The sequence below is a fragment of the Methylobacterium indicum genome (genome assembly GCF_017347565.1).
Taxonomy (GTDB): domain Bacteria; phylum Pseudomonadota; class Alphaproteobacteria; order Rhizobiales; family Beijerinckiaceae; genus Methylobacterium; species Methylobacterium indicum.
The window spans coordinates 2,479,257-2,501,495 of sequence record NZ_AP024145.1; the positions used below are offsets into that span (position 1 = coordinate 2,479,257).

The following is a 22,239-nucleotide window of genomic DNA, read 5'->3' on the forward strand; positions in this document are numbered from 1 at the left end:
GGGACTCTCGAATTGTCAGGCCGCCAGCGCCGGGGCGCCGCCCGCGAGCAGGGCCACTGAGGCGAGGCGTCGGCCGGTCGCGGAAGGCGGCGTGTCGATCACGAATTCCTTGATGCCGAAGCGGGCGTGGAGTTGGTCGAGCTCGGCACGGACTTGCCCAGCGGTGCCCGACAGCACGTGCGGCCGGCGGATCTCGGTTCGGTAGGAGGCGACGCCGGACTGCCGGGCGAACTCCGCGGCTTGCGCCTCGCTGCCGAGATTGACGCTCTGGCCGTCCGGCAGCGTGACCCGCACCACCTGGAGCGGGTCGGTCAGCGCCCGGGCCTCCTCGGTGGTCGCGGCCGCGAGCGCGGTGACGGCGAGGAGGGGCGGGGCCGGGGCGCCGGCCTGCGCGTAGGCCTCCAGGCTCGCCTCGATCGCCCGCGGATCGCCGTTGATCTGTCCGGCTTAGACGAAGCGCCAGCCAAGCGCTGCGGCCGTGCGCGCGCTGTCGGGGCTGGCACCCAGCAGGAATCGCTCCGGAGGCGCAGGCGGCGTCGGCAGGGCGCGTAAGGAGCCCGTTTCCGGGGCTGCAAGGTAGCGGTCGAGTTCGGCGAGGAGGTCGAAGGCGACGCTCTCAGCCAGAGCGTGCCGCCACCGCAGGGCGCGGGTCGCGTCGGGCAGGCCGCCCGGGGCCTTGCCGATGCCGAGGTCGATCCGGTTCGGTGCCAGGGCGGCGAGCAGGTTGAAGGTCTCGGCGACCTTGTAGGGGCTGTAATGCGGCAGGAGCACGCCGCCGGAGCCGAGCCGGATGCGCTGCGTGCGCGCGGCGAGATGCGCGATCAGAATCTCGGGCGCGGTGCCGGCGAGGCCCGGATTGGCGTGGTGTTCCGCCACCCAGAAGCGTGCGTAGCCGAGGCGTTCGGCGGCCTGCGCCAGCACGATCGTGCACCCAGCGCTTGACCCGTCTCGTCTTCGCAGGTGTGCAGCGGGGTTTGAGCGTGCAGCCCGCGCAAGCCGCCGGGTTACGGTAGTGGTCCATCGCGTCATCCTCGGCCCGGCGGTCGGACCGGGCCAACCCCTTGGTCAGGTGCTGGCCGGCGGGGCAGGTGTAGTGGTCCTTCTCGGCGTCGTAGATGAAGTCTTGTCCTGTAAAGAGGCCGAGCTTGGCGTGGCCCGAGGTGAGGGTCTTGGGTACGCACGGCAGCAGGCCAGTGCCTTCGCACGCCAGAACTTGATCCCCGTTGAGGTAGCCCCGGTCAGCCAGCACCGTGAGCGTGGTGCATCCCGTCGCCTCTTGGGCCAGGAGCCCCATCGGAACGAGCTGGGCGCGGTCGCTGCCGACGTTGGTCACGGCGTGGGCGACGATCAAGTGATGCTCGGCATCGACCGCCGCCTGAACGTTGTAGCCGACGATCCCGGTTCCCTTGCCGCTGGTGGCCATCGAGCGAGCATCAGGATCAGTCAACGAGACCTGCTGTTCGGGTGCCTCCTCGACCTGCTGGCGCATCGCCTGCAAGTCCTTCATCTGCTCGCGCAGAGCCGTGATCTTCTCGGTGAGCCGTGTTGTTCGCGCCTCGGCGACGTCGCTCGGCTGGCGGTCGGCCCGGTCCAAGGCCGCGAGATAGCGGGCGACGCTCGTCTCGACCTGAGCCGGGCGTGCCTCGACCTTGGCGACCGTGAAGTTCTTGTCGCGATTGTTGACCGCCTTGAACCTGCTGCCGTCGATCGCGACCACTGCCTTGCTGAACAGGTTCAGGCGACGGCACAGGACGACGAACTGTGCGCAGGTGGCCTGGATCGCAGGTCCATTGTTCTTGCGGAAGTCGGCCAGGGTCTTGAAGTCGGGCATCAGCCGGCCAGTCAGCCACATCAACTCGATGTTGCGCTGGGTCTCGCGTTCGAGGCGGCGGCTCGAGGGTACGCGGTTGAGGTAGCCGTAGAGGTAGATCTTGAGCAGCGTCGCCGGATCGTAGGCTGGACGACCGGTCGCCTCGGGCACGGCTCTGACAAACCCGAGGGTGGCGAGATCAAGCTCGTCGACGAAGACTTCGACGAGGCGGACCGGGTTGTCCGCCGCCACATAATCATCGAGGCAGTCGGGCAGGAGCGTGCTCTGACGACGATCATCACCGGCGATGAAGCGGGACATCCCGACCTCCTCAGATCGGTGCAAGCTTAGCAGATCAGGGCGTTTTCACACAGCCTCGGTCGAAAGCAGACCCTCACATGGCCAAGCTGATTGGGTTTTGACCCTAGGCGCGCTGCACCCCGATCGTCGGATCGAAGGTGTTCGACAGGGACTCGATGGTCACGTCGAAGGCGCGGTCGCGGTAGACCCGGGTGAGGTAGGTCGCGAGATCCAGGCGCTGGAAGTCGACCGCGATGCCGATCCGCGTCAGCGCCTGGCGGATGAAGTCGCCGTAGCGCCCCTCCAGGAACGGGTTGAGGGTGAGCCGGAGCGGGAAGCGGGTGCCGCCGGGACCGCGGCGGTGGCCGGCCTCGTCGAGCAGAGCCTCGGCCCGCTTCACGTCGAACGGCACCGGCCCGAGACTCGAATCGTGAAACGTCGGATGCACGACGCTGACGGGGGTCGGCGAGACCGCGCTGTGCCCGAAATACACCGCCGCCAGCAGTGCCTTGAGGTCGATGGTGTGCGCCACCGCCCGGCGCACCCGCAGGTCTTGCAGCACGCCGGTGTCGAGGTTGAAGAAGAGCTGGGTCTGCGGCCCGGAATAGGCGTAGGTCGTGGTGTAGACCACGAGCTTCGGCAGGGCGCGCAGGCGGCGAGGTCCGCAAGCGGGACCGGGTTGCCGCCGAGATCGACCTCGCCGGCCTCGAACGCTGCCGCCCGGGCGCCCGGATCGGTGATGATCCGCATCACGATCCGGTCGAGACAGGGTTTGCCCTCGTCCCAGTAGTTCGGGTTCCGCTCGAACAGCAGGTGGCTGCCCGGCACCCATTCCTTGAGCAGGAACGGCCCGGTGCCGATGGTCTGGGCGAGGCTCGCGCTCGCCTCCGGCCGGATCGCCTCGTAGACGTGCCGCGGGAAGATGGGGGATTCCGCCCCCACGAAGGCACTGATCAGGAACGGGGCCGGCCGCGACAGCACGATCTCGACGCTATGGGAATCGGGCGTGCGCACCTCGGCGACGTTGGCGAAGGTGATGCGCCCTCGGGGATGCGCCTCGCGCAGGCGCAGGAGCGAGAACGCCACGTCGGCGGCGGTGAACGGCTGGCCGTCGTGCCAGGTCACCCCGCGCCGCAGGACGAAGCGGTAGCGCAGCCCGTCCGGGCTGATCGCCCACTCCGTCGCGAGGTTCGGCAGCGGGGTCATGTCGGTGGCGTAGCGCAGCAGCCCCTCGTTGATCTTGCTGCCGATGGTCTGACCGGTGCCCGAGGTGGTGTTGATGGCGATGATCGCCTGCGGCTCGGGAAAGAACACCCAGTTCAGGGTGCCGCCGCGGACCGGCGTCTCGGCCGGGGCCGCGAGGAGCGGGGAGCCGGACGGGATGGCCGGCAGGGCGGCGCCCGCGGCGGCGCTCAGGAGCAGGCGGGTCGCATGGCGGCGCGTGAGAGACATGACGCGGGCGCTCCAGGATGAGGGGGAAGCTATGATTTGTTCTTTTAAACAAACGATATACAGCAGGCCAGCACCATGTTGAGTTGTAGGCAATCAATTCGCTTGCTCTAACGAGCCGTTCTTGACGATATGGACCGTTGCTTCCTAGACTGAGCGCATAGGGCAGCAGATAATTCCCTTGCCGCCCGTTCGACAAAAAGAACATTCTCGTTGACTGGCCGGCGCGGTGCGGAGAGACTGACAGCCATCAGAGCCTGCCCAACCCGCGCGGGGAGCGATCGATGCCGGATACGCAGCAATCAGGAGCCGGTCGTCCGAATGCCGGGCCCGCACTGGCGTCGTGCGGCCGCCATGTCCTGGTGATCGGGGCGAGCGCGAGCGGCCTGGGGCTGGCCTCCCACCTGCTGCGCCGCGAGGCGCGGGTGCAGGTCACCGTGATCGAGGCGCAAGGCTCCCGCTGTCGCCGCCTGCGCCGGGCCGAGTTCGCGACCCTTCTGGCCGAAGAGACCGGACCGCTGCCGGCCGAGCCCCTGCACCTCGTCGAGGCTTTGCGGCAGCATGCGGGGCGTCTCCACGTCGCCGAGACGACCTGCCTGTCGGTCGCATCCACGCCGCGAGGCGTGGCGGCACGGACGGCCGACGGGACCACCTATCTCGGGCGCGCCGCGGTGCTGGCCTTTGCCCTGCAACCGCCGGCTGCGGGGGCTCCGCCGCGGGAGAGGAACGCCGCGATCCGCGCGCTCCGTCTCGACCCCGCCGATCTGCCCCTCGGGACCGGCGCCGCCGCCCTGGTGCGTTCCTTACGGGCGCTGGTACGGGAGGCGGGAGACCGCGGGGTCGGCCTCGACGAGGCGGTGGCGGGCCTGCGCCTGAGCGCCCCCGCCCTCTGGCATGATCTGCCCGACGAGGCGCGCGAGCGCCTTCTGCGTCATGGCCGACGGGTGTGGGACCGGGTTCTCGGCGGCGGGACGGACGGCCCGGTCACAAGCCGCGACGGCCTGAGGGCGAGCGCCCTCCTGCGCGACCTCGTCGGGCGTGGGCTGCTGCTGCCCCGCGCCAGCGGCCTTTCCATCGCACCGGGGGCGGCCGACCGGCTCTTCGCCGGTCATCCGGCGGACCTGATGCCCTACGCGGCACCCCGCCTCCTCGATCTCGACGCGGCCTGCGCCTGGCTCGCCGGGCGCGTCGGGGAGGGGGCCATTGCATCGGCGGAGGCGCAGTCGAGCCCGGGGCGCGAGGACGCGGCGCTCAGATGTGGTAGGTGAGGCTCGCCTCGGCCTCCGCCTGCGGCAGCGACCGCATCTGTTCGAGCGTCAGGTTGTCGAGGATGCCCGCGATGCTGTTGCGCACCGCCAGCATCGTGAGGCGCACTGAGCACGCCGCCTCGTCGGCGCAATCCTCGCACGGGCGATAGGCCGTGCGGCTGGCACAGGGAAGCGGCGCCAGCGGGCCGTCGAGGGCGCGCACGACGTGGCCGATGCGGATCTCCTCGGCCGGGCGCGCCAGGGCGTAGCCGCCCCCCGGCCCCTTCTTGCTGTGCACGAAGCCGGCATTGCGCAGGTCGCCCAGGATCGCGTCGAGGAATTTTTTCGGGATCCGGTGCGCCTCGGCGATCTCGGCGACGCCGATGCGGGCACCCGGGGGCAGGCCTGCGAGGTGGACCATCGCCTTGAGCCCGTACTTGCCCTTGTTGGTCAGCATCGTCGTCCTGCATGTGGCGGGGGGCTGCGGAAGAGTCGGGCCGGCAAGCGGTGCCGGAGAGATGGGGATTTGTCGACTGGCTCGGTAGACTTCCTCTCAGAGTGAGGTCGGTGCGGCAGGGTGGAGGATGACAGCGGTCTTCCCTTTCATCTATAGTACATAAAATCTATTGACTAAATAGACTGAAACCGCGAGACCGGTACGACCGGCGGGTGCGATCCGCCCCTTCCGAGCGAAGCTGACGGCTTACGAGGCTCACGACATGGCGCGTCGCGACGACACCCTGCATCTGGGCGCCTTCCTGTATCCAGGCGGCCACCACGTCGCCGCCTGGCGCCACCCGGACGCCAAGGCCGATGCCGGCATCGACCCGGGCCATTACCGGCGCCTCGCGCAGGTCGCGGAAGCCGCGAAGTTCGATCTCATCTTCCTCGCCGATGGCGTCAGCATCCGGGGCGACGACATCGACGCGCTCAGCCGCACGGCGACCCGCTCCGTCGGCCAATTCGAGCCGCTGACCCTGCTCTCGGCCCTCTCGGTGGTGACCGAGCGCATCGGCCTCGTGGCCACCGCCTCGACCGGGTGATGGTGATGGCCCCGCGCCCCGGCCGGATCGCCGAGATCCTGGACGTCCCGGCCTCGAAGCCCCGGGACCGGCGCGATCCCGTTCTGGCGGGCCTGTGCCACACGATCCTCGACCGGCTGGAGGCGACGCAGGGCGCGCAGCCCCAGGCCGCGACCGCCCGGGAGGCGGGGCGCCATCCCGCCACCACCCTGCCGCTCGCCGCCCGCTCGGCGTGATCCTTCCCTCCCGGAGCCTCGTGCCATGGCCCAACCTCGACAGATGAAGCTCGGCGCCTTCCTGATGACCGACGGCCACCACGTGGCGGCCTGGCGGCATCCGGACGGGCGGCCAGACGCCCATGTCAGCCTCGACCATTTCGTGCGGCTGGCGCGCCTCGCCGAGTCGGCCGCCTTCGACGCCGTGTTCCTCGCCGATTCCTCTGGCGTGCGGAACACCGACCCCGCCTCGCTGAGCTTCACCTCGCGGGCGGCGAGCTTCGAGCCCCTGACCCTGCTCTCGGCCCTCTCGGTGGTGACCGAGCGCATCGGCCTCATCGCCACGGCGTCCACGAGCTTCAACGAGCCGTTCAATCTCGCCCGCAAGTTCGCCTCCCTCGACCTCCTCAGCGGCGGCCGGGCGGGCTGGAACCTCGTCACCTCGTCGAGCGAATCGGAGGCGCAGAACTTCAACTTCGAGCGCCATGCGGCGCATGCCGACCGCTACGACCGGGCGCGGGAATTCGCCGAGGTGGTCACGGGCTTATGGAACTCCTGGGAGGACGACGCCTTCCTGCACGATCCCGAATCCGGCCGGTTCTTCGATCCGGACAAGCTCCACGCCCTCCACCATCACGGCCGGCACTTCCGGGTGCGCGGCCCCCTCAACGTGGCGCGCTCGGCCCAGGGGCATCCGGTCGTCGTCCAGGCCGGTTCCTCGGAGGATGGCAGGGAACTTGCCGCCGCCACCGCCGAGGCGATCTTCACCGCGCAGGTGACGCTCAAGGAAGCACAGGATTTCTACGCCGACGTGAAGGGGCGCCTGTCGCGCTACGGCCGCGACCCCGACCACCTCAAGATCATGCCGGGCATCTTCCCCGTGGTCGGCCGCACCGAGGAGGAGGCGCGCGAGAAATTCGCGGTGCTGCAGGAGCGCATCCACCCGGTGGTGGGCCTCAACCTCCTCTCGACCACGCTCGGCGGCGCCGACCTCACCGGGTACGACCTCGACGGGCCGCTGCCGGACCTGCCCGAGACCAACGGGCCGAAGAGCCGCCAGAAGCTCCTCATCGAGCGGGCGCGGCGCGACAACCTGACGATCCGGCAGCTCTCCCTCGCCATCGCGGGGGCGCGGGGCCACTGGCAGGTGGTCGGCACCGCCGCCCAGATCGCCGACCAGATCGAGGAGCGTTTTCGGAGCGGCGGCGCCGACGGCTTCAACGTGATGGCGCCCTATTTGCCCGGCGGGCTCGAGGACTTCGTCGCCCACGTCGTGCCCGAACTGCGCCGGCGCGGCCTCTTTCGCGAAGCCTACGAGGGCCGGACCCTGCGCGACCATCTCGGGCTGCCCAAGCCCGTCCACCGGGCGCCGCGCGCTCCGGCCCGCCAGGCGGCGGAGTGACGGCGATGCGTCTCCTCGCCTGCCTCGCATTCCGGCTCCTCGCCGCGCTGCCGGCGGCGGCCGGTCCGCTCACCATCCGCCTCACCCGCCGCGTCCTCGCGGCCGTCACGCTCGCCCTCGCCCTCGCCCTCGGTCCGGTCGCCGCCCGGGCCGAGCCGGTGACGATCCGCTTCGGCTTCGCGTCGATCGGGACCGACAACCGGCCCTTCGCCGGCGGCAGCGCCGCGGCGGCGGGTGTCGACCACCGTCGCGGCGATGGCGGCCTTCGACGGGTCGCTCAGGAACACAGCCTCGGCCTGCACGGCGGCGAAGTCGCGGCCGCGCTTCGAGGCGCCGGCCTGGAACAGGAACGGCGTGCGCTGCGGCGAGGGATCGACGAGGTGGATGCCCTCCATCCGGAAATGCTCGCCCGTATGCTCGATGCGGCGGATCTTTTCCGGATCGGCGAAGGCCACCGCCTTGTTGACCTCGAGCCCGGTGCTGAAATGGGCGTAGGCGATGCGGTAGCCCTGTGCGCCGAGGACAGGCGCGGCGCCGGCCTTGAACGCGTCCTCGTAGGGCCCCGGCGTGAAGCCGACCCGCAGGTCGCGCTTCTCGATGGACGCCTTGATGGGGGTGCCCGATTGGGCGAGGGCCGGAGCTGCGGCGGTCGCGAGCAGGGCGACAAGCCCGAGCAGGGCGGCAACGAGGGGACGGCCGCTCGGACGGTGTGAGGGCGGATCGGCGGTCATCGTGAGGTCCGGTGGGGGGAGAGGCGATAGGCTCGGCCGTGCCCCGGTCCCTGTCAACGAGAATGTTCTTTTTGTAGAACAACAGGATCGGAGGAAGGCTTCTTCGTAGTCGCCCAGACGCAGCATGATTGTTTCGAATACACCAGAATGCGCGGGCAATCGGCCATGAATGCTTGTCTGGCGCGCCACTTCCGGCGAAAAGGTCCCTATCGCAGGGCCGATCGCCCGCAGTTCGTTCTCTTAAAAGAACGGATGTGGAGGGCGTCGGCACAGAGTTCGGCGTGACGGGGCCCCGAATGGGAAGCGCCGGCCGAGAGGATGGGACGACCGTCATGACGCAGATCCAGGCCGGGTGGGGTGCAGGCCCGAGCGCCCGCTACGAGGATCTGGCCGAGCGCTTCCGGCCGGTTATTCGCGAGATCCGAGCGGGAGCGCCCGCGCGCGACCACGACCGACGCCTGCCCCACGCCGAGCTCGCGGCGCTGAAGGAGGCGGGCTTCACCACCCTCCGGCTGCCGCCCGAGGAGGGCGGGCACGGCGCGAGCCTGCCTGAGCTGTTCGGGCTCCTGATCGAACTGTCCGAGGGCGATCCCAACGTCACGAACGCGCTGCGCGCGCATTTCGGGTTCACCGAGGACGTGCTGAACTCACCCCATCCGGACTGGCGCCGCCAGTGGCTGCCACGGATCGCCGCGCGCGAGACGGTCGGCAGCGGTGTCTCTGAGACCGGTACCGCCAAGGTCGGTAGCTTCGACACCGTGCTCAAGCGGTGCGGCGACGCCTACGTGCTCGACGGCTCCAAGTTCTACACCACCGGCTCGCTCTTCGCCGACTGGATCCACCTCGCGGCAGTGGACGAGGCCGGCCAGCCGATCAGCGCCGCGGTGCCGCGGCGCGCCGCCGGGGTCGAGGTGCTGGACGACTGGGACGGCTTCGGCCAGGCGCTGACCGCGAGCGGTACGGCCAGGTTCACCGGCGTCGCCGTAGAGGCGGCCTGGGTGAACCCGGATCCCGGCCGGTTCCGCTACGCAGTGGCGTTCTACCAGCTCGTCCACCTCGCGACGCTGGCCGGAATCGGCCGGGCTGCGGCCGGCGACGTCGCCCGGCTCGTCGCCGAGCGCACCCGTGTCTACAGCCACGGCAATGCCGCCCGCACCGCCGACGACCCGCAGGTCCTCCAGGTGGTCGGCCGGGTGCGTGGGGCGGCTTATGCTGCCGGCGCGATCGTCCTCAAGGCGGCGGAGGCGGTCGGGCGCGTGTGGGAGGCCGACCGGTCCGGCGACGCGGAGGGGGCGGCCGTCGCCGCGACGGTGGCCGATGTCGAGGTCAACCAGGCGGTAACGGTGGTGACCGGGCTGGTGCTCGACGCCACGACGCAGCTCTTCGACGCGCTCGGTGCGTCGTCGACTCGGCGCGGTCTCGCCCTCGACCGGCACTGGCGCAACGCCCGCACCATCGCGACGCACAACCCCCGCATCTACCGCGACCGCACCGTCGGCGACTTCGCCGTCAACGGCGCGGCCCCGCCGCGGCAGTACCGCGTCGGCGAGGCGTGAGACGCCCGCCGTCGCGCCCGGTCACGGGCGCGACGGGCTGCGGGAGCGGGCCCGGTTGGTTACGCCCGCGGCGCGTCGGGCGCGCGGGCGACGTGGAACCGCGCAATCCCGTCATTGGCGAGCTGGGCCACGAGCTGCAACTCCCAGTCGATGTAGCCCTGCATGGCGGCCCGGGCGTTGTCGGTGCCCTCGTAGGGCCGCTTGTAGACGTCGATCGGCTCCGACACGAAGCGCTCGTCCGTCTCGAGCGGCCGGCCTGCTTCCGTCCAGGCCCGAGTTCCGCCGGACAGGATTAGCACTGGGCGCGCCGTCGCTCTGCGCGCGTCAGTGAGATTGGCCGCGGCGACCCGCCCGTCGGGCGAGGTCAGGACGATCGGGCCGTCGCCCGGCAGGGCGGCGAGATCGCGGGCCAGCGCCGGCCCGGAAACGTGCCAGGCGCCCGGGACGTGGCCGCGGCGATAGGCCGGGCTGCGGGCGAGATCGACGATGGTCGCGTCGGTCAGGCCCGCGAGGTCGTCCGGCGTCAGCGCGGCTTCCGCCGGAGGGAGCACTCGGGGGGAGGCCGGCACCGGGAAGGCATCGGGAAGTGCCACACCCTCGGCCAGGACGCTGGCGTCCCACCCCATCTGGACGAGCCAGGACGCCGCCATCCGGGCGCGCACGCCGTCGTCGTCGTAGAGCACGACGCGGGCGCCGCGCACGCCGAGCCACTCGTCGGTCGCCTGGACGAGCTGCCCGCCCGGTGCCGAGGCGAAGCCCGCCGGGTGGCCGATTGCGTGCTCGGCGGGGTCGCGCACGTCGAGGGTGTAGAGCGTGCGCGTCTCGGCCTCGGCGCGGAACCGGGCCAGATCCTCCGCCCCGATCACCGTCACCCCGACATGGGTGGCCCATGCTGCCGCGCGCTCGCGGGCCCAGGCGCGCGTCTCCTCGGACGGCGGTGCGACCTGCTCGGTGCGGCGCGTCGCCAGGGAAAACCCTTCCAGGGTCCAGCCGATCGTGCCGTTGCGCAACGCCACGACGCGGTTCGGCAGGCCGGCATTCACCAGGCTCTGGGTGCCGATGATGCTGCGGGTCCGCCCGGCGCAATTGACGACCACCAGGGTGTCGGGGGAGGAAGCGGCCTCGCGGATGCGGTAGACCAGCTCGCCGCCCGGCAGGCTGCGCCCGCCCGGGATGCTCATGGTCGAGAATTCCTCGAAGCGGCGGGCATCGACCACCACCACGTCCGTCTCCTCGTCGAGGAGGCGCCGGACCTCGGCCGCCGGCAGGGAGGGCGTGTGCCGGATCGCCTCGACCAGTTCGCCGAAGGCCTTCGAGGGCACGTTGACGTCGCGATAGACCTCGCCGATGCGAGCATAGGCCTGGAGCCCGCCTTCCAGGACCGCGACGTCGCGGTAGCCGAGCGCCGTGATGCGCCTGGCTGCCCGCGCGGCGTAGCCCTCACCGGCATCGTAGACCACGATCGGGGCCGAGAGGCGAGGCACCAGGGCCGGCAGGCTCGTCTCGATCTCGCTCACCGGCACGCTGAGGGCGAAGAGCGGATGCGCCTCGGCGAACGGACCCTCCTCGCGCACGTCGAGGAGAGCGATCTCGCGGCCCTCGGCCCAGTGGGCGCGAAGCTCTCGCGCGGTGATGGTCCTGGTCATGGAGGCGGGGTCTCGTGGTGGCGTGATCGACGGCGATCCAGGCCGTCCGGCGGGACTGGCATCGTCCGGGCGAGCAACGTGAGCGGTCTGTACGCGGTTTCGATCCCGAACCCGCCCACGGCCTCATCCTGAGGTGCCCACATCAGTAGGCCTCGAAGGAGGGCTCCAGGAATCGCGAGACTTCTGGGGCCCTCCTTCGAGGTCGGCCGATCCTTGATCGGCTAACACCTCAGGATGAGGTGCGCGGGTAGGATGCCGGGTGCAGTTTTCGGTGAGGGGAATACTGAAACTTCAGAAGAACGCCCCGGTCGGGGGCAGGGCACCGTTGAGGTAGTGGTCGCCGACCACCCGCTCCTTGTAGATCCGCGGGTTGTGCGCGGCGATGACCTTCAGGTTGCGCCAGTGGCGGTCCAGCGCCCGCTCGGTCGCGACGGCGCTGCCGCTGCCGACGTCGAGGAGCAGGCTCGCCAGCGTCGCCGCGACCTCGTCGGTCACGATCTTGGCCTCGGCCGCCGCGATGCTGGCGGCGATCGAGAGGGCTTCGGCGTCGGGCTCCGCCGCCCGCGCCCAGGCACGATCGAGCGCGTCGACCGCCCGGTCGGTCACAGCGAGGATCGCGGCCCGATGCGCGGCGATGCGGCCGATCACCGCCTGGATCTCGGGCTCGTGCGAGGGGTGCTCGGCGAGCGCGTGGTAGTAGTTGCGCGACCGGCCCCGGACCAGCGCCAGGGCGTCCTGGAGGATGCGGGTGACGATGCCGGAGATCACCACCGTCAGGTAGACCTGGTGGAAGGTGAAGCCGTAGAGATGCGGCCCGCCCTCGGCCCGCTCCGGCAGCGCGAACAGATCCCCTGGCGACACCGCCACGTCCTCGAACACCGTGGTCCCCGAGCCGGTGAGCTTCTGGCCGAAGCCGGTCCAGTCGTCGTCGAGGGTCACGCCCGGCGCCTTGGTCGAGACCAGGAACTGCACGGTCCGCCCGCTCGTCTCGTCCAAAGCCGAGGCGAAGAGGTGATCGGCGTAGAGGTTGCCCGTCGAGTAGATCTTGCGGCCTGAGACCCGGTAGCCGTTGCCGTCGCGCGTGAGCCGCGCGCCCGGCACCTGGTTGCGACTGCCGGCCGGTCCTCCGCCGGCCTCGGAGACGGCGTTGCCGAACATCCGGCCCTCGCCCGCCAGCGCCAGGATGCGGGCCGAGAAGGGGGCGTCGGGCGTCTTGCGGTGCTGCTCGATAGCGAAGAAGTGGTTGCGGAAGACGTGGGCGATGTTGGGATCGGCGCTGGCGAGGTCGCGGGCGAGCGCGAACAATTCGGGCAGGCTCACGCCGGCGCCCCCCGCCTCGCGGGAGAGCCGCACCGCGCCGAAGCCGCGCGCCTTCAGCGCCGCCGTCTCGGCGACGATCGGGCGGCGCGCGACGTCGCGGGCGGCCGCGCCCTCGGCGAACACTGAGAAGAGCGCGTCGAGGTCGAGGCGGCGCGTGATGGGGCTCCAGTCCGGCCGCGTGGCGGCGGCCGGATCGAGGGTCCGTCCCTGGATCATCGCGGAACTCCTATCGGCCGGTGCCGGTGCGGGGCAGGGGCGCGGCGTCGCGCGGGTCGAGGTAGGGATCGAGGCCGAGATGGTGGCGCAGGGTCCGGCCGGTATACTCGTCGCGGAACCGCCCGGCCTTGCGCAGCAGCGGCAGCACCGCGTCGACGATGTCCTCGAGCCCGCTCGTCTGGACGTCGATGTTGAGGTTGAACCCGTCGGCCGCGCCGCTATCGAGCCAGTGCAGGATGTCGGCGGCGATGACCTCCGGCGGGCCGACGATCATCCGGTGGCCGCCGACGATGTTGCTGAGCGCGGCCTGGCGCACCGTCCAGCCGTGCTCGACCGCCTCGGCGAGGATCTGCTTGCGCGGCCAGCGCGAGGCGATCGGCACGCGCGGCTCCGCCGCCTCGATGAGCGCGTAGGGCAGGGGGGCGTCGAGGGGCAGGTCGTCGGGATCGAGGGCGAAGTGCCGGGCGAGCTCGGCCCGCAGGAACGCGATGTCGAGGCCGGCATCGAGATCGGCCTTGCGCCGCAGCGCCTCCGCTTCCGTGCTGCCGACGATCGGAAACAGGCCCGGCATGACGAGGAGCTGGTCGGGATCGCGGCCGTGGCTGCGGGCGAGCGCCTTCACGTCGGCGTAGAATTTCTTCGCGGGCCCGATCAGGCGCTGGCCGGTGAACAGGGCGTCGGCATACCGCGCCCCGAAGGCCTTGCTGTCCTCCGACTGGCCGGCCTGGAAGATCACCGGCCGCCCCTGCGGCCCGACCGGGGCCGACAACGCGCCGCGGGCGCTGAAGTGGCGGCCCTCGATGGCGATGGGTCGAACCCGCGCCTTGTCCACGAAGACGTGACGGTCGCGATCGGCGACGACCGCCTCCCGGGGCAGGGAATCCCACAGGCCGGTGACGATCTCGACGAACTCGGTGGCGCGCCGGTAGCGCTCGTCCTGGTCGAAGCCGTGCGGAAGCCCGTAGGCGGCGAGCGCCACCGGGGTCTGGCTGGTGATGATGTTCCAGGCCGCCCGGCCCTTGCTGATGTGGTCGAGCGAGGCGATCTGGCGGGCGACCGCGTAAGGATGGCCGAAGATCGTCGAGGTCGTGGCGACGAGGCCGATATGGCTGGTGGCCTGCGACAGGGCGGCGAGCAGCGTTACCGGGTCGAGGGCGCGCCAGGGCCGGTGCAAGGCCTCGTCGACGAGGCCGCCGGGCCCGTCGGCGAGGAAGAGCGCGTCGATCTTGCCCTTCTCCGCCACCCTGGCGATGCGCAGGAAGGCGTCGATGTCGGTGGACAACGAGGCCGGGTCCGAAAACGTCTTCCAGGCGGCGTCGTGGCGCCCGGAGGCGAGGACGTTGACGCCGAGGCGGACGGGTTTTGGAGAGGGCATGGGCGCGCTCCGGGCGGAGAAGGGGAGGAGTTGGGTCAGACCCGGACGGAATGGTCGGCGACCTTGACCCGCTTCGGCAGGATCGCCCGGTCGGCGAGCCAGTCGGCCGCCTTCTGGAAGCCGGCGAGGAAGACGGCGTCGTCGGCCTCGTAGAAGCGGTTCTGGCGCTTGAGCCCGGCGAGGTGGTCGCGCACCGCGTCGCCGTACTTGCCCTCCTTCTGGGCGATGGTCTCGGCCTCGACCGGGTTGTCGCTGATCCACCGTCCCTCGCGGCCATAGGCGTCGATCACCGCGCGCACGAGGGCGGAATTCTTGGTGGTGAAGTCGCGCAAGCTGACGAGGGACGAGTAGTCGATCAGGAAATCGAGGTCGGTGCCCTCGAAGAAGATGTTTTTGGCGTCGTAGAGGTCGCGGGCGATGTCGACCGCGGGGGTCCACATCGACCAGGCATCGACCCGGCCCTGGCCGAAGGCCGGCGAGGCGTCCGGCGGGTTGAGGTACACGACCTCGACACTCTTGCGGTCGACGCCGTGCTTCTCCAGCGCCGCGACCAGCAGGAATTCGCCGAGACCCGAGCGGTTCACCGCGACCTTCTTGCCGGCGAGGTCCTTGACCGAGTCGATGCCGGAATTCTTCTTGACGATGATCGCGGTCGAGCGCGGCGCGTAGACGTTGTAGTTGGTGAAGACGAGGGGCGAGCCGGCGATGATGGCGGCGAGCGCCGGGGTGGTGCTGCCCCAGAAGCCGAAATCGGCGCTGCCGCCGACCACGGCCTGCAGCGAGGGAGCGTGGTTGGGAAACGGGCCGACCCACTTCACCGTGATGCCCTGGTCGGCGAGGCTCTTCTCGAACTCGCCGCGCTCGCGGGCGATCAGCGGCAGGCCGCCGCGTCCCCAGCCGAGGCGGACGGTGTCGGTGTTGCGGGTCCCGGGAGAGCCGGGGCCCTGCGCCCGGGCCGGGTCGAGGCCGAGGGCGGCGGCTCCGAGCGCCAGCCCGGCGCCCTGGATGAGCCGGCGCCGGTCGAGACCGGGAACGTCTGAGCGGGTCATGACGAGGAAGTCCTGTATGTTCTGGGGATCAGGCGGCCCGGTCGTGGAGCGTGACGCCGAGTTCGCCGAGGAGCTTGCCGCGGAGGCGACCGGGTTCGGCCTCGGTCTCGGCCGCGACGTCGTAGGACGCGCCGATCCGGCCGTCGCGCATCACCAGGATGCGGTCGGCGATGGCGATGGCCTCGTCGACGTCGTGGGTGACGAGGAGGACGCCGGGACGGTGGCGGGCCACCAGGTCCTTGATCAGCGCGTGCATCTTGATTCGGGTCAGCGCGTCGAGGGCTGCGAAGGGCTCGTCGAGGAGCAGGAGCCGCGGCTCGCGCACCAGGGCGCGGGCGAGCGCCACCCGCTGGGACTGCCCGCCCGAGAGGTTGCGCGGCCAGTCGTTCTCGCGCCCGGCCAGCCCCACCTCGCGCAGGGCCGCGACCGCCTGGGCCTTCGCCTCCGGCGTCTCGATCCCGAGGGCGACGTTCTGCCAGAGCGGGGCCCAGGGCAGCAGCCGGTGCTCCTGGAACACCACCGCCGGCTGGGCCGGGCCGTCGATCCGTCCCCCGTCGACCGGGTCGAGGCCGGCGAGCGCCCGCAGCAACGTGGTCTTGCCGCAGCCGCTCTCGCCCAGCATGGCGACGAACTCGCCGGTCTCGATCCGCAGATCCAGGCCCTCGATGACGACCCGCTCGCCGTAGCGGCGGCGCAAGGCCCGGACGGTGACGGCGGCGCTCATCGGCGCTCCTCCTTGGCGTAGTTCGGGTGCCAGGCGAGCAGCCGGCGTTCCAGGGCGCGGGCGATCCCGTCGGCGATCACGCCGATCGCCGCATAGATGACGATGGTCAGCACGATGACGTTGGTCTGCAGGAACTCGCGGGCATCCATCGCCAGGAAGCCGATGCCCTTCGTGGTGGCGATGGTCTCGGCGATGACGAGGGCCAGCCAGGCGACGGCGAGCGCGTAGCGCACGCCGGTCAGGATCGACGGCATCGCGCCGGGCAGGATGATCTTGGTGATGCGCCCGCGCAGGCTGAGCCCCGTGACCTTCGCGACCTCGAGCAGCTTCGGGTCGACCTGGCGGATGCCGAGCACGGTGTTGATGTAGATCGGGAAGAGTACGCCGAGCGAGACGAGGAAGATCTTGCCGGCCTCGTCGACGCCGAACCACACGATGACGAGGGGCAGCAGCGCGAGGAAGGGGATCGCCCGGATCATCTGGATCGAGCGGTCGAGCAGCGCCTCGGCGAGGCGCGAGAAGCCGACGATGAGGCCGAGCCCGAAGCCGATGCCGCCGCCGATGAGGAAGCCGGTCGCGGCGCGCAGCAGGCTGTAGCCGAGATGCACGAACAGTGAGCCGTCCTTGACGAGGGTCCAGGCGGTGGCGAGCACCGCGCTCGGGGCCGGCATGACCTGCTCGTTCACGCCGCCGAACCGGCACACGGCCTCCCAGGCCAGGGCGAACAGGAGGGGCGCGAGCCAGGACAGGACGAGCAGCTCGCGCGCGCTCCAGGACCGTGGGCCCCTTGCGAGGTGTCCTACCCGATATCCGCTCGGCACGGTCCGAGGCGCCCGGGTGGACAAGTCGATTGCCATGGAACCTCGCTTCGCGCCTGCGCCCTCGGCGACCGGCGCGGCTTGCGGCCTGTCGGCCGCACCCGAACATGGCGTCCTTGTAACTTAGTAGATCGATTTTGTAAACTAAAAGCGAGGGGAGAGATCGGCCTTTGGCATCGTGGAGCGACGAGTTGCCGCCCGGCGAGCCCGCGACAGCTGGCCCGTTTGCGTCAGCGCCCCTCGCGATCGGGCCGGTGGTGGACGTACTCGATGACGCTGCCGTCGGGATGGCGGACATTGAACGCCCGGCCGGTGGGAACGTCGCGAATCGGCCAAAGGATCTCCGCGCCCTCGGCCAGGAACCTGGCGTAGTACGGCTCGGCGTCATCGACCAAAAGCGTTCCCGTCGTCTGCCGGAACGGGGCGAGGTCTTCGTCGGAGCCTTCGATGATCAGGAACGAGCCGACCATCGCGAGGTAGAGGCCGACTTGCGGAAACGGGAAGAAGGCATCGTGCTTGAGCCCCTGCAGCCGCTCGTAGTATGCGATCGTGGCCGGGAGGGATCCCGGCGAAACGAACACGCGGATCAAGGTGCGGGTCGGCCTGCCCCGCGTGTCGTTCACACGGCGATACATCGGGCTGCGGTAGAGATTCCCGGTCATGATCGCACCTTTCGCTGTCGAGGATCGGCGATGGTCTCGCATCGCGCCCCGGAGCATCGCCCGGTCGCCGCGCGAGCGACCGGGCGACGCGACGCCTCAGCGCCGCGGCAGGGTGTGGAGCGCCTTGAGGAACACGTCGACGTCCTCGCGGGTGTTGTAGAAGGCGAGCGAGGCCCGGATCGACTGGTCGACGCCGAAGCGGCGAAGCGCCGGCAGGGCGCAGTGATGGCCCGAGCGCACCGCGATGCCGTGCCGGTCGAGATGGTGGGCGACCGTCTCGTTCTCGTACCCGTCGATCACGAACGACATCACGCTCGCCTTCTCCCACGCCGTCCCGATCAGGCGCAGGCCCTTCACCTCGGCGAGCCCCTCCTGGGCATAATCCAGCAGATCGTGCTCGTAGGCCGCGATGCCGGGAAGACCGACGCCCTCGAGGTAGTCGAGGGCGGCCCCGAGACCGACCGCGCCGGCGATGTCCGGGGTGCCGGCCTCGAACTTTTCCGGCGCGCCCTTGTAGACGGTCCGCGTGAAGGTGACGTCCTCGATCATGTGGCCGCCACCCTGCCAGGGCGGCATCTGTTCGAGCAGGTGGCTCTTGCCGTAGAGCGCGCCGATGCCGGTCGGCCCGAACACCTTGTGGCCGGAGAAGACCAGGAAGTCGGCGTCGAGCGCCTGCACGTCGATGGGGATGTGCGGCGTCGATTGCGCGGCATCGACCAGCACCGGCACGCCGTAGGCGTGGGCGAGCGCGATGATCTCAGCGATCGGGTTCACCGTGCCGAGCGCGTTGGCGACGTGGGTCACCGAGACGATCTTGGTCCGACCCGAGAGCAGCGCCGCATATTGTTCGAAGATGATCTCGCCGCGGTCGTTGACCGGGATCACCCGGATCGTCGCCCCGGTGGCTTGCGCCAGCAGCTGCCAGGGCACGATGTTGGCGTGGTGCTCGATCGTCGAGACGATGATCTCGTCGCCCGGGCCGATATGGGCCCGGCCATACGAGTTGGCGACGAGGTTGATGCCCTCGGTGGTGCCGCGCAGGAAGACGATGTCGTCCTTGCTCGGCGCGTTGAGGAAGCGGCGGGTCTTCTCGCGGCCGCCCTCGAACAGGTCGGTGGCGCGGGCCGCCAGCGTGTGGGCGGCCCGGTGGATGTTCGAGTTGTGGCGGCCGTAGAACTCGGATGTCGCGTCGATGACGCTCTGCGGCTTGTGGGTGGTGGCGGCGTTGTCGAGCCAGACCAGCCGGTGGCCGTTGACGCTCTGGTGCAGCGCCGGGAAGTCCCGGCGCACGCGCTCGACGTCGAAGGGCGCCGCGACCGGGCTCGAACCGAGGGCGAGCGCCCGCGGGGCCGGGCCGTCGTGCCGCGACGGCTCGACCCGCGGCCGGGCCGCGGGCTTGCCGCCGCGCGCCGGGGCTGGGTTCAGGAAGTAGTAATCGGACTCCGCCGAGGGGGCGGACGGCACCACGGTCCCGCCGGCCCGCGCCGGGTCCGCCGGAAACAGCGCCGGTGCCACCGCCTGCGCGAAGGCGGTGGCGCGCGGATGGTCGGCGGCGATCTGCCGGTAGAGGTCGGTGCCGCCGGGCAGGCCGGCGGCGACCTCGGCGAGGCTCGGCACCGCGTATTCCGGCAGGCTTTTGGGCCGCAGCGGGTCGCTCAGCGGATGCACCGGGGCGATGGCGCTGAGATCGAGGACGTTCGCGCTGGTCGGGCCTGAATTGGCGCCGAGCGGCTTGGCGACTGACGGACCGCTCACGCCCGGCAAGCCGACCGGCGGCGCCCCGAAGGAGCGGGCGCCGATCGCGGACAGGCCAGGCTCGAGGCCCGACGGGGTGGCCCCGGCCGAAGCTGGAGCGGAGGGGAACGCGTCGAGCGCCTGCGGGACCTGAGGTCCCGCCGGCAAAGCCGGCGCGAAGGGAGCGCTGGCGGCCTGGCCCTGCCCGTAGATCTCGCGGGCGAGGCGCCCGACGAGATCCGCATGGGCGAGCTCGGCCGGCGTCCCGGAGGGGAAGCCGACCTCAGGCGTAGTCATGGTAGTTGCCGAGCAGCACGTTATCGAGACGGGCGATCGCGTCCTCGACCAGCACCGCGGCCGAGAAGTAGCGGGTCACGAGGTGCGAGGCGATCGAGTGGTCGTTGGTGCCCATGTAGCGCACCGACAGGCCGGGCTCGATCTCGCCGGTCACGCCCGACTTGTGCAGGCCGACCACGCCCTGCTCGCCCTCGCCGACACGGAGCAGCAGGATCGACGTGGTCTGGGCGCCGGTCACCGGGTCGATGTCGATCGGCAGCTTGTCGCTGGGGACGAGCGGCACGCCGCGCCAGGTGATGAAGGGCGCGCCGAACAGGTGGACCACCACCGGCGGCACGCCGCGCCGGGTCGCCTCCCGGCCGAAGGCGGCGATGGCGCGGGGATGCGCGACGAAGAAGGCGGGCTTCTTCCAGACCAGGGTCAGGAGCTCGTCGAGGTCGTCCGGGGTCGGCGGACCGCCGCGGGTCGGGATGCGCTGGCGCGGCGCGACCTCGTGGAGCAGGCCGAACTGCGAGTTGTTCAGCAGTTCCCACTCCTCGCGCTCCTTCACGGCATCGACCGTGAGGCGGATCTGCTCGCGCAGCTGGTCGATCTCGTTGGAGTAGAGGTCGGTGACGCGGGTATGGGTGTTGAGGATCGTCTGGATCGTCGAGAGGTGGTACTCGCGCGGATCGATCTCGTAATCGACGAAGGTGGTCGGCAGGCGCGGCTCGCCGGCATGGACCGCCAGCAATTCGATGCCCTGCTCGCCGTGGGAATTGGTGTGGCCCTTCAGCCGGTCGCGCTCCTCGCGGTGCTGGGCGATGCGCGCGGCGATGGCCTCGTCCTCGATCGCGGCGCGGTCGAGGGTGAGCAGGGTCACCGCCGAGAGCGCCTTGACGGCCGGGGCGGGGCCGGGCTCGCCGACGAGGTCGCCGTCGCCGAAATGGTCACCGCGGGTGGCGAGCCCCTGGCGCAGGCGGCCCTTGTAGGGGCCCGACAGGGTCAGCTCGACGGTGCCGTCGGCGACCACGACGAGGCTGCGCCCGGTCGAGCCCTCCTCGGCGATGACCTCGCCGGCCTGGTGGCGGCTCTGCGTGAACTTGCCCGCCAAAGCCGCCAGTTCGGCGTCCCCGAGACGGCTGAACAGCGGCACGGCGCGCAGGGATCCGGCCTTGACCGTGCGGGCTTCGCCCTCGGTCGCGAGGTCGATGCGGCCGGCCTTCGCCAGCACGACGGCGCGGCGGTTGACCCGGTAGACGCCGCCGGCGACGTCGACGAAGGGCAGGAGCCGCAGCAGGAAGCGCGGCGTGTTGGCCGCATTCTGGACCGAGGTGACGGTCGCGGTGGCAAGGTTGCGTGCGGCTGAGGCGCTGACGCTCAAACCCGGTCCGCTCATCGTGTTTCGTCTCCGTGTTGCCGTAGGACCTGATCGCGGCCCGGCATTGCGCACAGAGAGACGCCGGCAATCATCGCCACCCTCACAGGACGGCAAGTCGTAGCAAGACATCGTCGGTCGACGGTCTTGCCCGGCGCAGCATCTCTACATCAGCGAGCGCGGCGGTCACTGAGGAGTGCCAAACCGTTCTGCCGTCTCGCTGACGTAGCGATACCGGCTGTCGGGCGCGGGGGTCAATAGAATATTTTTCTGTTTATTTATGTACAAATGTATTCAGATTTTCCTATCGTAATCTAAAAAATAAAAATAATCTTCTTTTTGCAACGGATGGAGAATCTAATTCTAGACGATCGTGGTCTTGCCGCGCCCGCGCGACGAACCGTCTCCGGAACAGCCTTCTCGACGCCGGTCAGATCCCGTCGCCGAAAAACTGGTCCATGGTCAGGGCCGGCTCCTCGTTGCGTGGGATGCGCGAGACCACCCGGGCCGGCACGCCCGCCACGGTGGTGTGGGGCGGAACCTCGTGGAGCACCACCGCCGCGGCCGCGACCTTGGCGCCTTCCCCGACCCGGATATTGCCGAGCACCTTGGCGCCGACGCTGAGCAGCACCCCGCGTTCGATCTTGGGGTGCCGGTCGCCGCTCTCCTTGCCATTGCCGCCGAGCGTCACCGCTTGCAGGATCGACACGTCGTCGGCGACCACCGTGGTCTCGCCGATGACGACGCCGGTGGCGTGGTCGATGAACACCCCCGAGCCGATCCGCGCCGCCGGGTGGATGTCGCAGCCGAACACCTCCGAGATCCGGCTCTGGACGTGGAGGGCCAGCGTCATCCGGCCCTGGTGCCACAGCCAGTGGGCCACCCTGTAGCCTTCGAGGGCGGCAAAGCCCTTGTAGAACAGGAACGGGTCGAGATAGCGCCGGCAGGTCGGGTCGCGCTCGCGGATCGCGATCAGGTCGCGCACCGCGTGGACGCCGGCTTGCGGGTCGGCCTCGAAGGCGGCGAGGCACAGGTCGCGCATCGACAGCCGGGCGAGGTCGCCGTCCCCGAGCCGGTGGGCGAGGCGGTAGGCCAGCGCCTGGGCGAGACCCCGCTGGTCGAGGATCGTCGCCTGGATGATCCCGGCATAGAGCGGCTCCTCGATCAGGGCCGCCTCCGCCTCGGCGCGCAGCTCGGCCCAGACATCGGCCTCCGCCGTACTGTGGCTCGTCGCGCGCAAGGGAGGCTGGCGCAACGCGGAAGCGCTCGCCCGCAGGGCGGGCGGCAGGGCCGAATCCATGCCGAGGGG

General features: G+C 70.6%; 19 protein-coding genes and 3 pseudogenes. 5 read left to right on the top strand and 17 right to left on the bottom strand.

Going from position 1 to position 22,239, the window contains the following annotated elements; translation table 11 throughout:
• Window positions 1–15: 15 nt before the first annotated feature.
• From miv_RS33285 to miv_RS33720, 5 genes and pseudogenes are all read right to left on the bottom strand, one after another.
• Window positions 16–297 carry a hypothetical protein gene (locus tag miv_RS33285; protein ID WP_244748954.1) on the bottom strand — a complete coding sequence of 94 codons (282 nt, stop codon included), beginning with the start codon at window positions 295–297 and terminating at the stop codon, window positions 16–18.
• A 150-nt stretch (window positions 298–447) separates the two neighbouring features.
• Window positions 448–1,029 carry an MsnO8 family LLM class oxidoreductase gene (locus miv_RS33290; protein WP_244749048.1) on the bottom strand — a complete coding sequence of 194 codons (582 nt, stop codon included), beginning with the start codon at window positions 1,027–1,029 and terminating at the stop codon, window positions 448–450.
• Window positions 923–2,131: pseudogene (locus tag miv_RS11655) on the bottom strand (IS1182 family transposase); the annotation flags it as partial. The pseudogene miv_RS11655 and the gene miv_RS33290, both read right to left, overlap by 107 nt.
• 103 nt (window positions 2,132–2,234) lie before the next feature.
• The gene (locus tag miv_RS11660; protein WP_280529472.1) at window positions 2,235–2,942 is read right to left on the bottom strand and encodes an ABC transporter substrate-binding protein; all 708 of its coding nucleotides are present in this window, start codon (window positions 2,940–2,942) and stop codon (window positions 2,235–2,237) included.
• A pseudogene (locus miv_RS33720) lies at window positions 2,849–3,562 on the bottom strand (ABC transporter substrate-binding protein); the annotation flags it as partial. The gene miv_RS11660 and the pseudogene miv_RS33720, both read right to left, overlap by 94 nt.
• A gap of 281 nt (window positions 3,563–3,843) precedes the next feature.
• Here miv_RS33720 and miv_RS11665 point away from each other — a divergent pair.
• A complete protein-coding gene (locus miv_RS11665; RefSeq protein WP_207182920.1) occupies window positions 3,844–4,827 on the top strand; it encodes an FAD/NAD(P)-binding protein in 984 nt (327 codons plus the stop codon).
• Here miv_RS11665 and miv_RS11670 read toward each other — a convergent pair.
• Complete coding sequence (locus miv_RS11670; RefSeq protein ID WP_207182921.1) at window positions 4,811–5,263, bottom strand: RrF2 family transcriptional regulator; 453 nt, start codon at window positions 5,261–5,263, stop codon at window positions 4,811–4,813. The genes miv_RS11665 and miv_RS11670 overlap by 17 nt on opposite strands.
• A 262-nt stretch (window positions 5,264–5,525) precedes the next feature.
• Between miv_RS11670 and miv_RS11675 the strand changes: the two are divergent.
• The 3 genes and pseudogenes from miv_RS11675 to miv_RS11685 form a co-directional block, all read left to right on the top strand.
• Window positions 5,526–5,843, top strand: a pseudogene (locus miv_RS11675) (LLM class flavin-dependent oxidoreductase); the annotation flags it as partial.
• An 11-nt stretch (window positions 5,844–5,854) separates the two neighbouring features.
• Complete coding sequence (locus miv_RS11680) at window positions 5,855–6,064, top strand: hypothetical protein (protein WP_207182922.1); 210 nt, start codon at window positions 5,855–5,857, stop codon at window positions 6,062–6,064.
• A gap of 25 nt (window positions 6,065–6,089) precedes the next feature.
• On the top strand, window positions 6,090–7,445 hold the full coding sequence (locus miv_RS11685) for an LLM class flavin-dependent oxidoreductase (protein ID WP_207182923.1): 1,356 nt from the start codon (window positions 6,090–6,092) through the stop codon (window positions 7,443–7,445).
• On the opposite strand, the gene miv_RS33295 is transcribed toward miv_RS11685, so the two are convergent.
• Window positions 7,355–8,176: a hypothetical protein gene (locus miv_RS33295; RefSeq protein ID WP_342345231.1), complete on the bottom strand. Its 822-nt coding sequence runs from the start codon at window positions 8,174–8,176 to the stop codon at window positions 7,355–7,357. The genes miv_RS11685 and miv_RS33295 overlap by 91 nt on opposite strands.
• A 332-nt stretch (window positions 8,177–8,508) precedes the next feature.
• Between miv_RS33295 and miv_RS11695 the strand changes: the two genes are divergently transcribed.
• Window positions 8,509–9,732 (top strand): acyl-CoA dehydrogenase family protein, encoded by a 1,224-nt coding sequence (locus miv_RS11695; protein WP_207182925.1) that lies wholly within the window; start codon window positions 8,509–8,511, stop codon window positions 9,730–9,732.
• 59 nt (window positions 9,733–9,791) lie between these two features.
• Here miv_RS11695 and miv_RS11700 read toward each other — a convergent pair whose 3' ends face one another.
• The 10 genes from miv_RS11700 to cysE all read right to left on the bottom strand — a co-directional run bounded on the left by miv_RS11700 (window position 9,792) and on the right by cysE (window position 22,230).
• A complete protein-coding gene (locus tag miv_RS11700; RefSeq protein WP_207182926.1) occupies window positions 9,792–11,378 on the bottom strand; it encodes a rhodanese-like domain-containing protein in 1,587 nt (528 codons plus the stop codon).
• A 291-nt stretch (window positions 11,379–11,669) separates the two neighbouring features.
• Entirely contained in the window at window positions 11,670–12,914 is a 1,245-nt protein-coding gene (locus miv_RS11705) for an acyl-CoA dehydrogenase family protein (protein ID WP_207182927.1), read from the bottom strand.
• A gap of 10 nt (window positions 12,915–12,924) precedes the next feature.
• The gene (locus miv_RS11710; RefSeq protein ID WP_048428493.1) at window positions 12,925–14,289 is read right to left on the bottom strand and encodes an NtaA/DmoA family FMN-dependent monooxygenase; all 1,365 of its coding nucleotides are present in this window, start codon (window positions 14,287–14,289) and stop codon (window positions 12,925–12,927) included.
• Window positions 14,290–14,324: 35 nt separating this feature from the next.
• The gene (locus miv_RS11715; protein WP_207182928.1) at window positions 14,325–15,338 is read right to left on the bottom strand and encodes an NrtA/SsuA/CpmA family ABC transporter substrate-binding protein; all 1,014 of its coding nucleotides are present in this window, start codon (window positions 15,336–15,338) and stop codon (window positions 14,325–14,327) included.
• Between the two features lie 28 nt (window positions 15,339–15,366).
• On the bottom strand, window positions 15,367–16,062 hold the full coding sequence (locus tag miv_RS11720) for an ABC transporter ATP-binding protein (protein WP_082711393.1): 696 nt from the start codon (window positions 16,060–16,062) through the stop codon (window positions 15,367–15,369).
• Window positions 16,059–16,919, bottom strand: coding sequence for an ABC transporter permease subunit (locus tag miv_RS11725; protein ID WP_207182929.1), 861 nt, complete (start codon window positions 16,917–16,919; stop codon window positions 16,059–16,061). The genes miv_RS11720 and miv_RS11725 overlap by 4 nt, the downstream gene beginning before the upstream one ends.
• A 191-nt stretch (window positions 16,920–17,110) precedes the next feature.
• A complete protein-coding gene (locus tag miv_RS11730) occupies window positions 17,111–17,542 on the bottom strand; it encodes a VOC family protein (protein ID WP_207182930.1) in 432 nt (143 codons plus the stop codon).
• A gap of 96 nt (window positions 17,543–17,638) precedes the next feature.
• Window positions 17,639–19,573, bottom strand: coding sequence for a family 2A encapsulin nanocompartment cargo protein cysteine desulfurase (locus miv_RS11735; protein WP_207182931.1), 1,935 nt, complete (start codon window positions 19,571–19,573; stop codon window positions 17,639–17,641).
• Complete coding sequence (locus tag miv_RS33725; protein WP_207182932.1) at window positions 19,560–20,951, bottom strand: family 2B encapsulin nanocompartment shell protein; 1,392 nt, start codon at window positions 20,949–20,951, stop codon at window positions 19,560–19,562. Before miv_RS33725 ends, miv_RS11735 begins: the two co-directional genes overlap by 14 nt.
• A 409-nt stretch (window positions 20,952–21,360) precedes the next feature.
• Window positions 21,361–22,230 (bottom strand): serine O-acetyltransferase, encoded by an 870-nt coding sequence (gene cysE, locus miv_RS11745; RefSeq protein ID WP_207182933.1) that lies wholly within the window; start codon window positions 22,228–22,230, stop codon window positions 21,361–21,363.
• Window positions 22,231–22,239 lie beyond the last annotated feature (9 nt).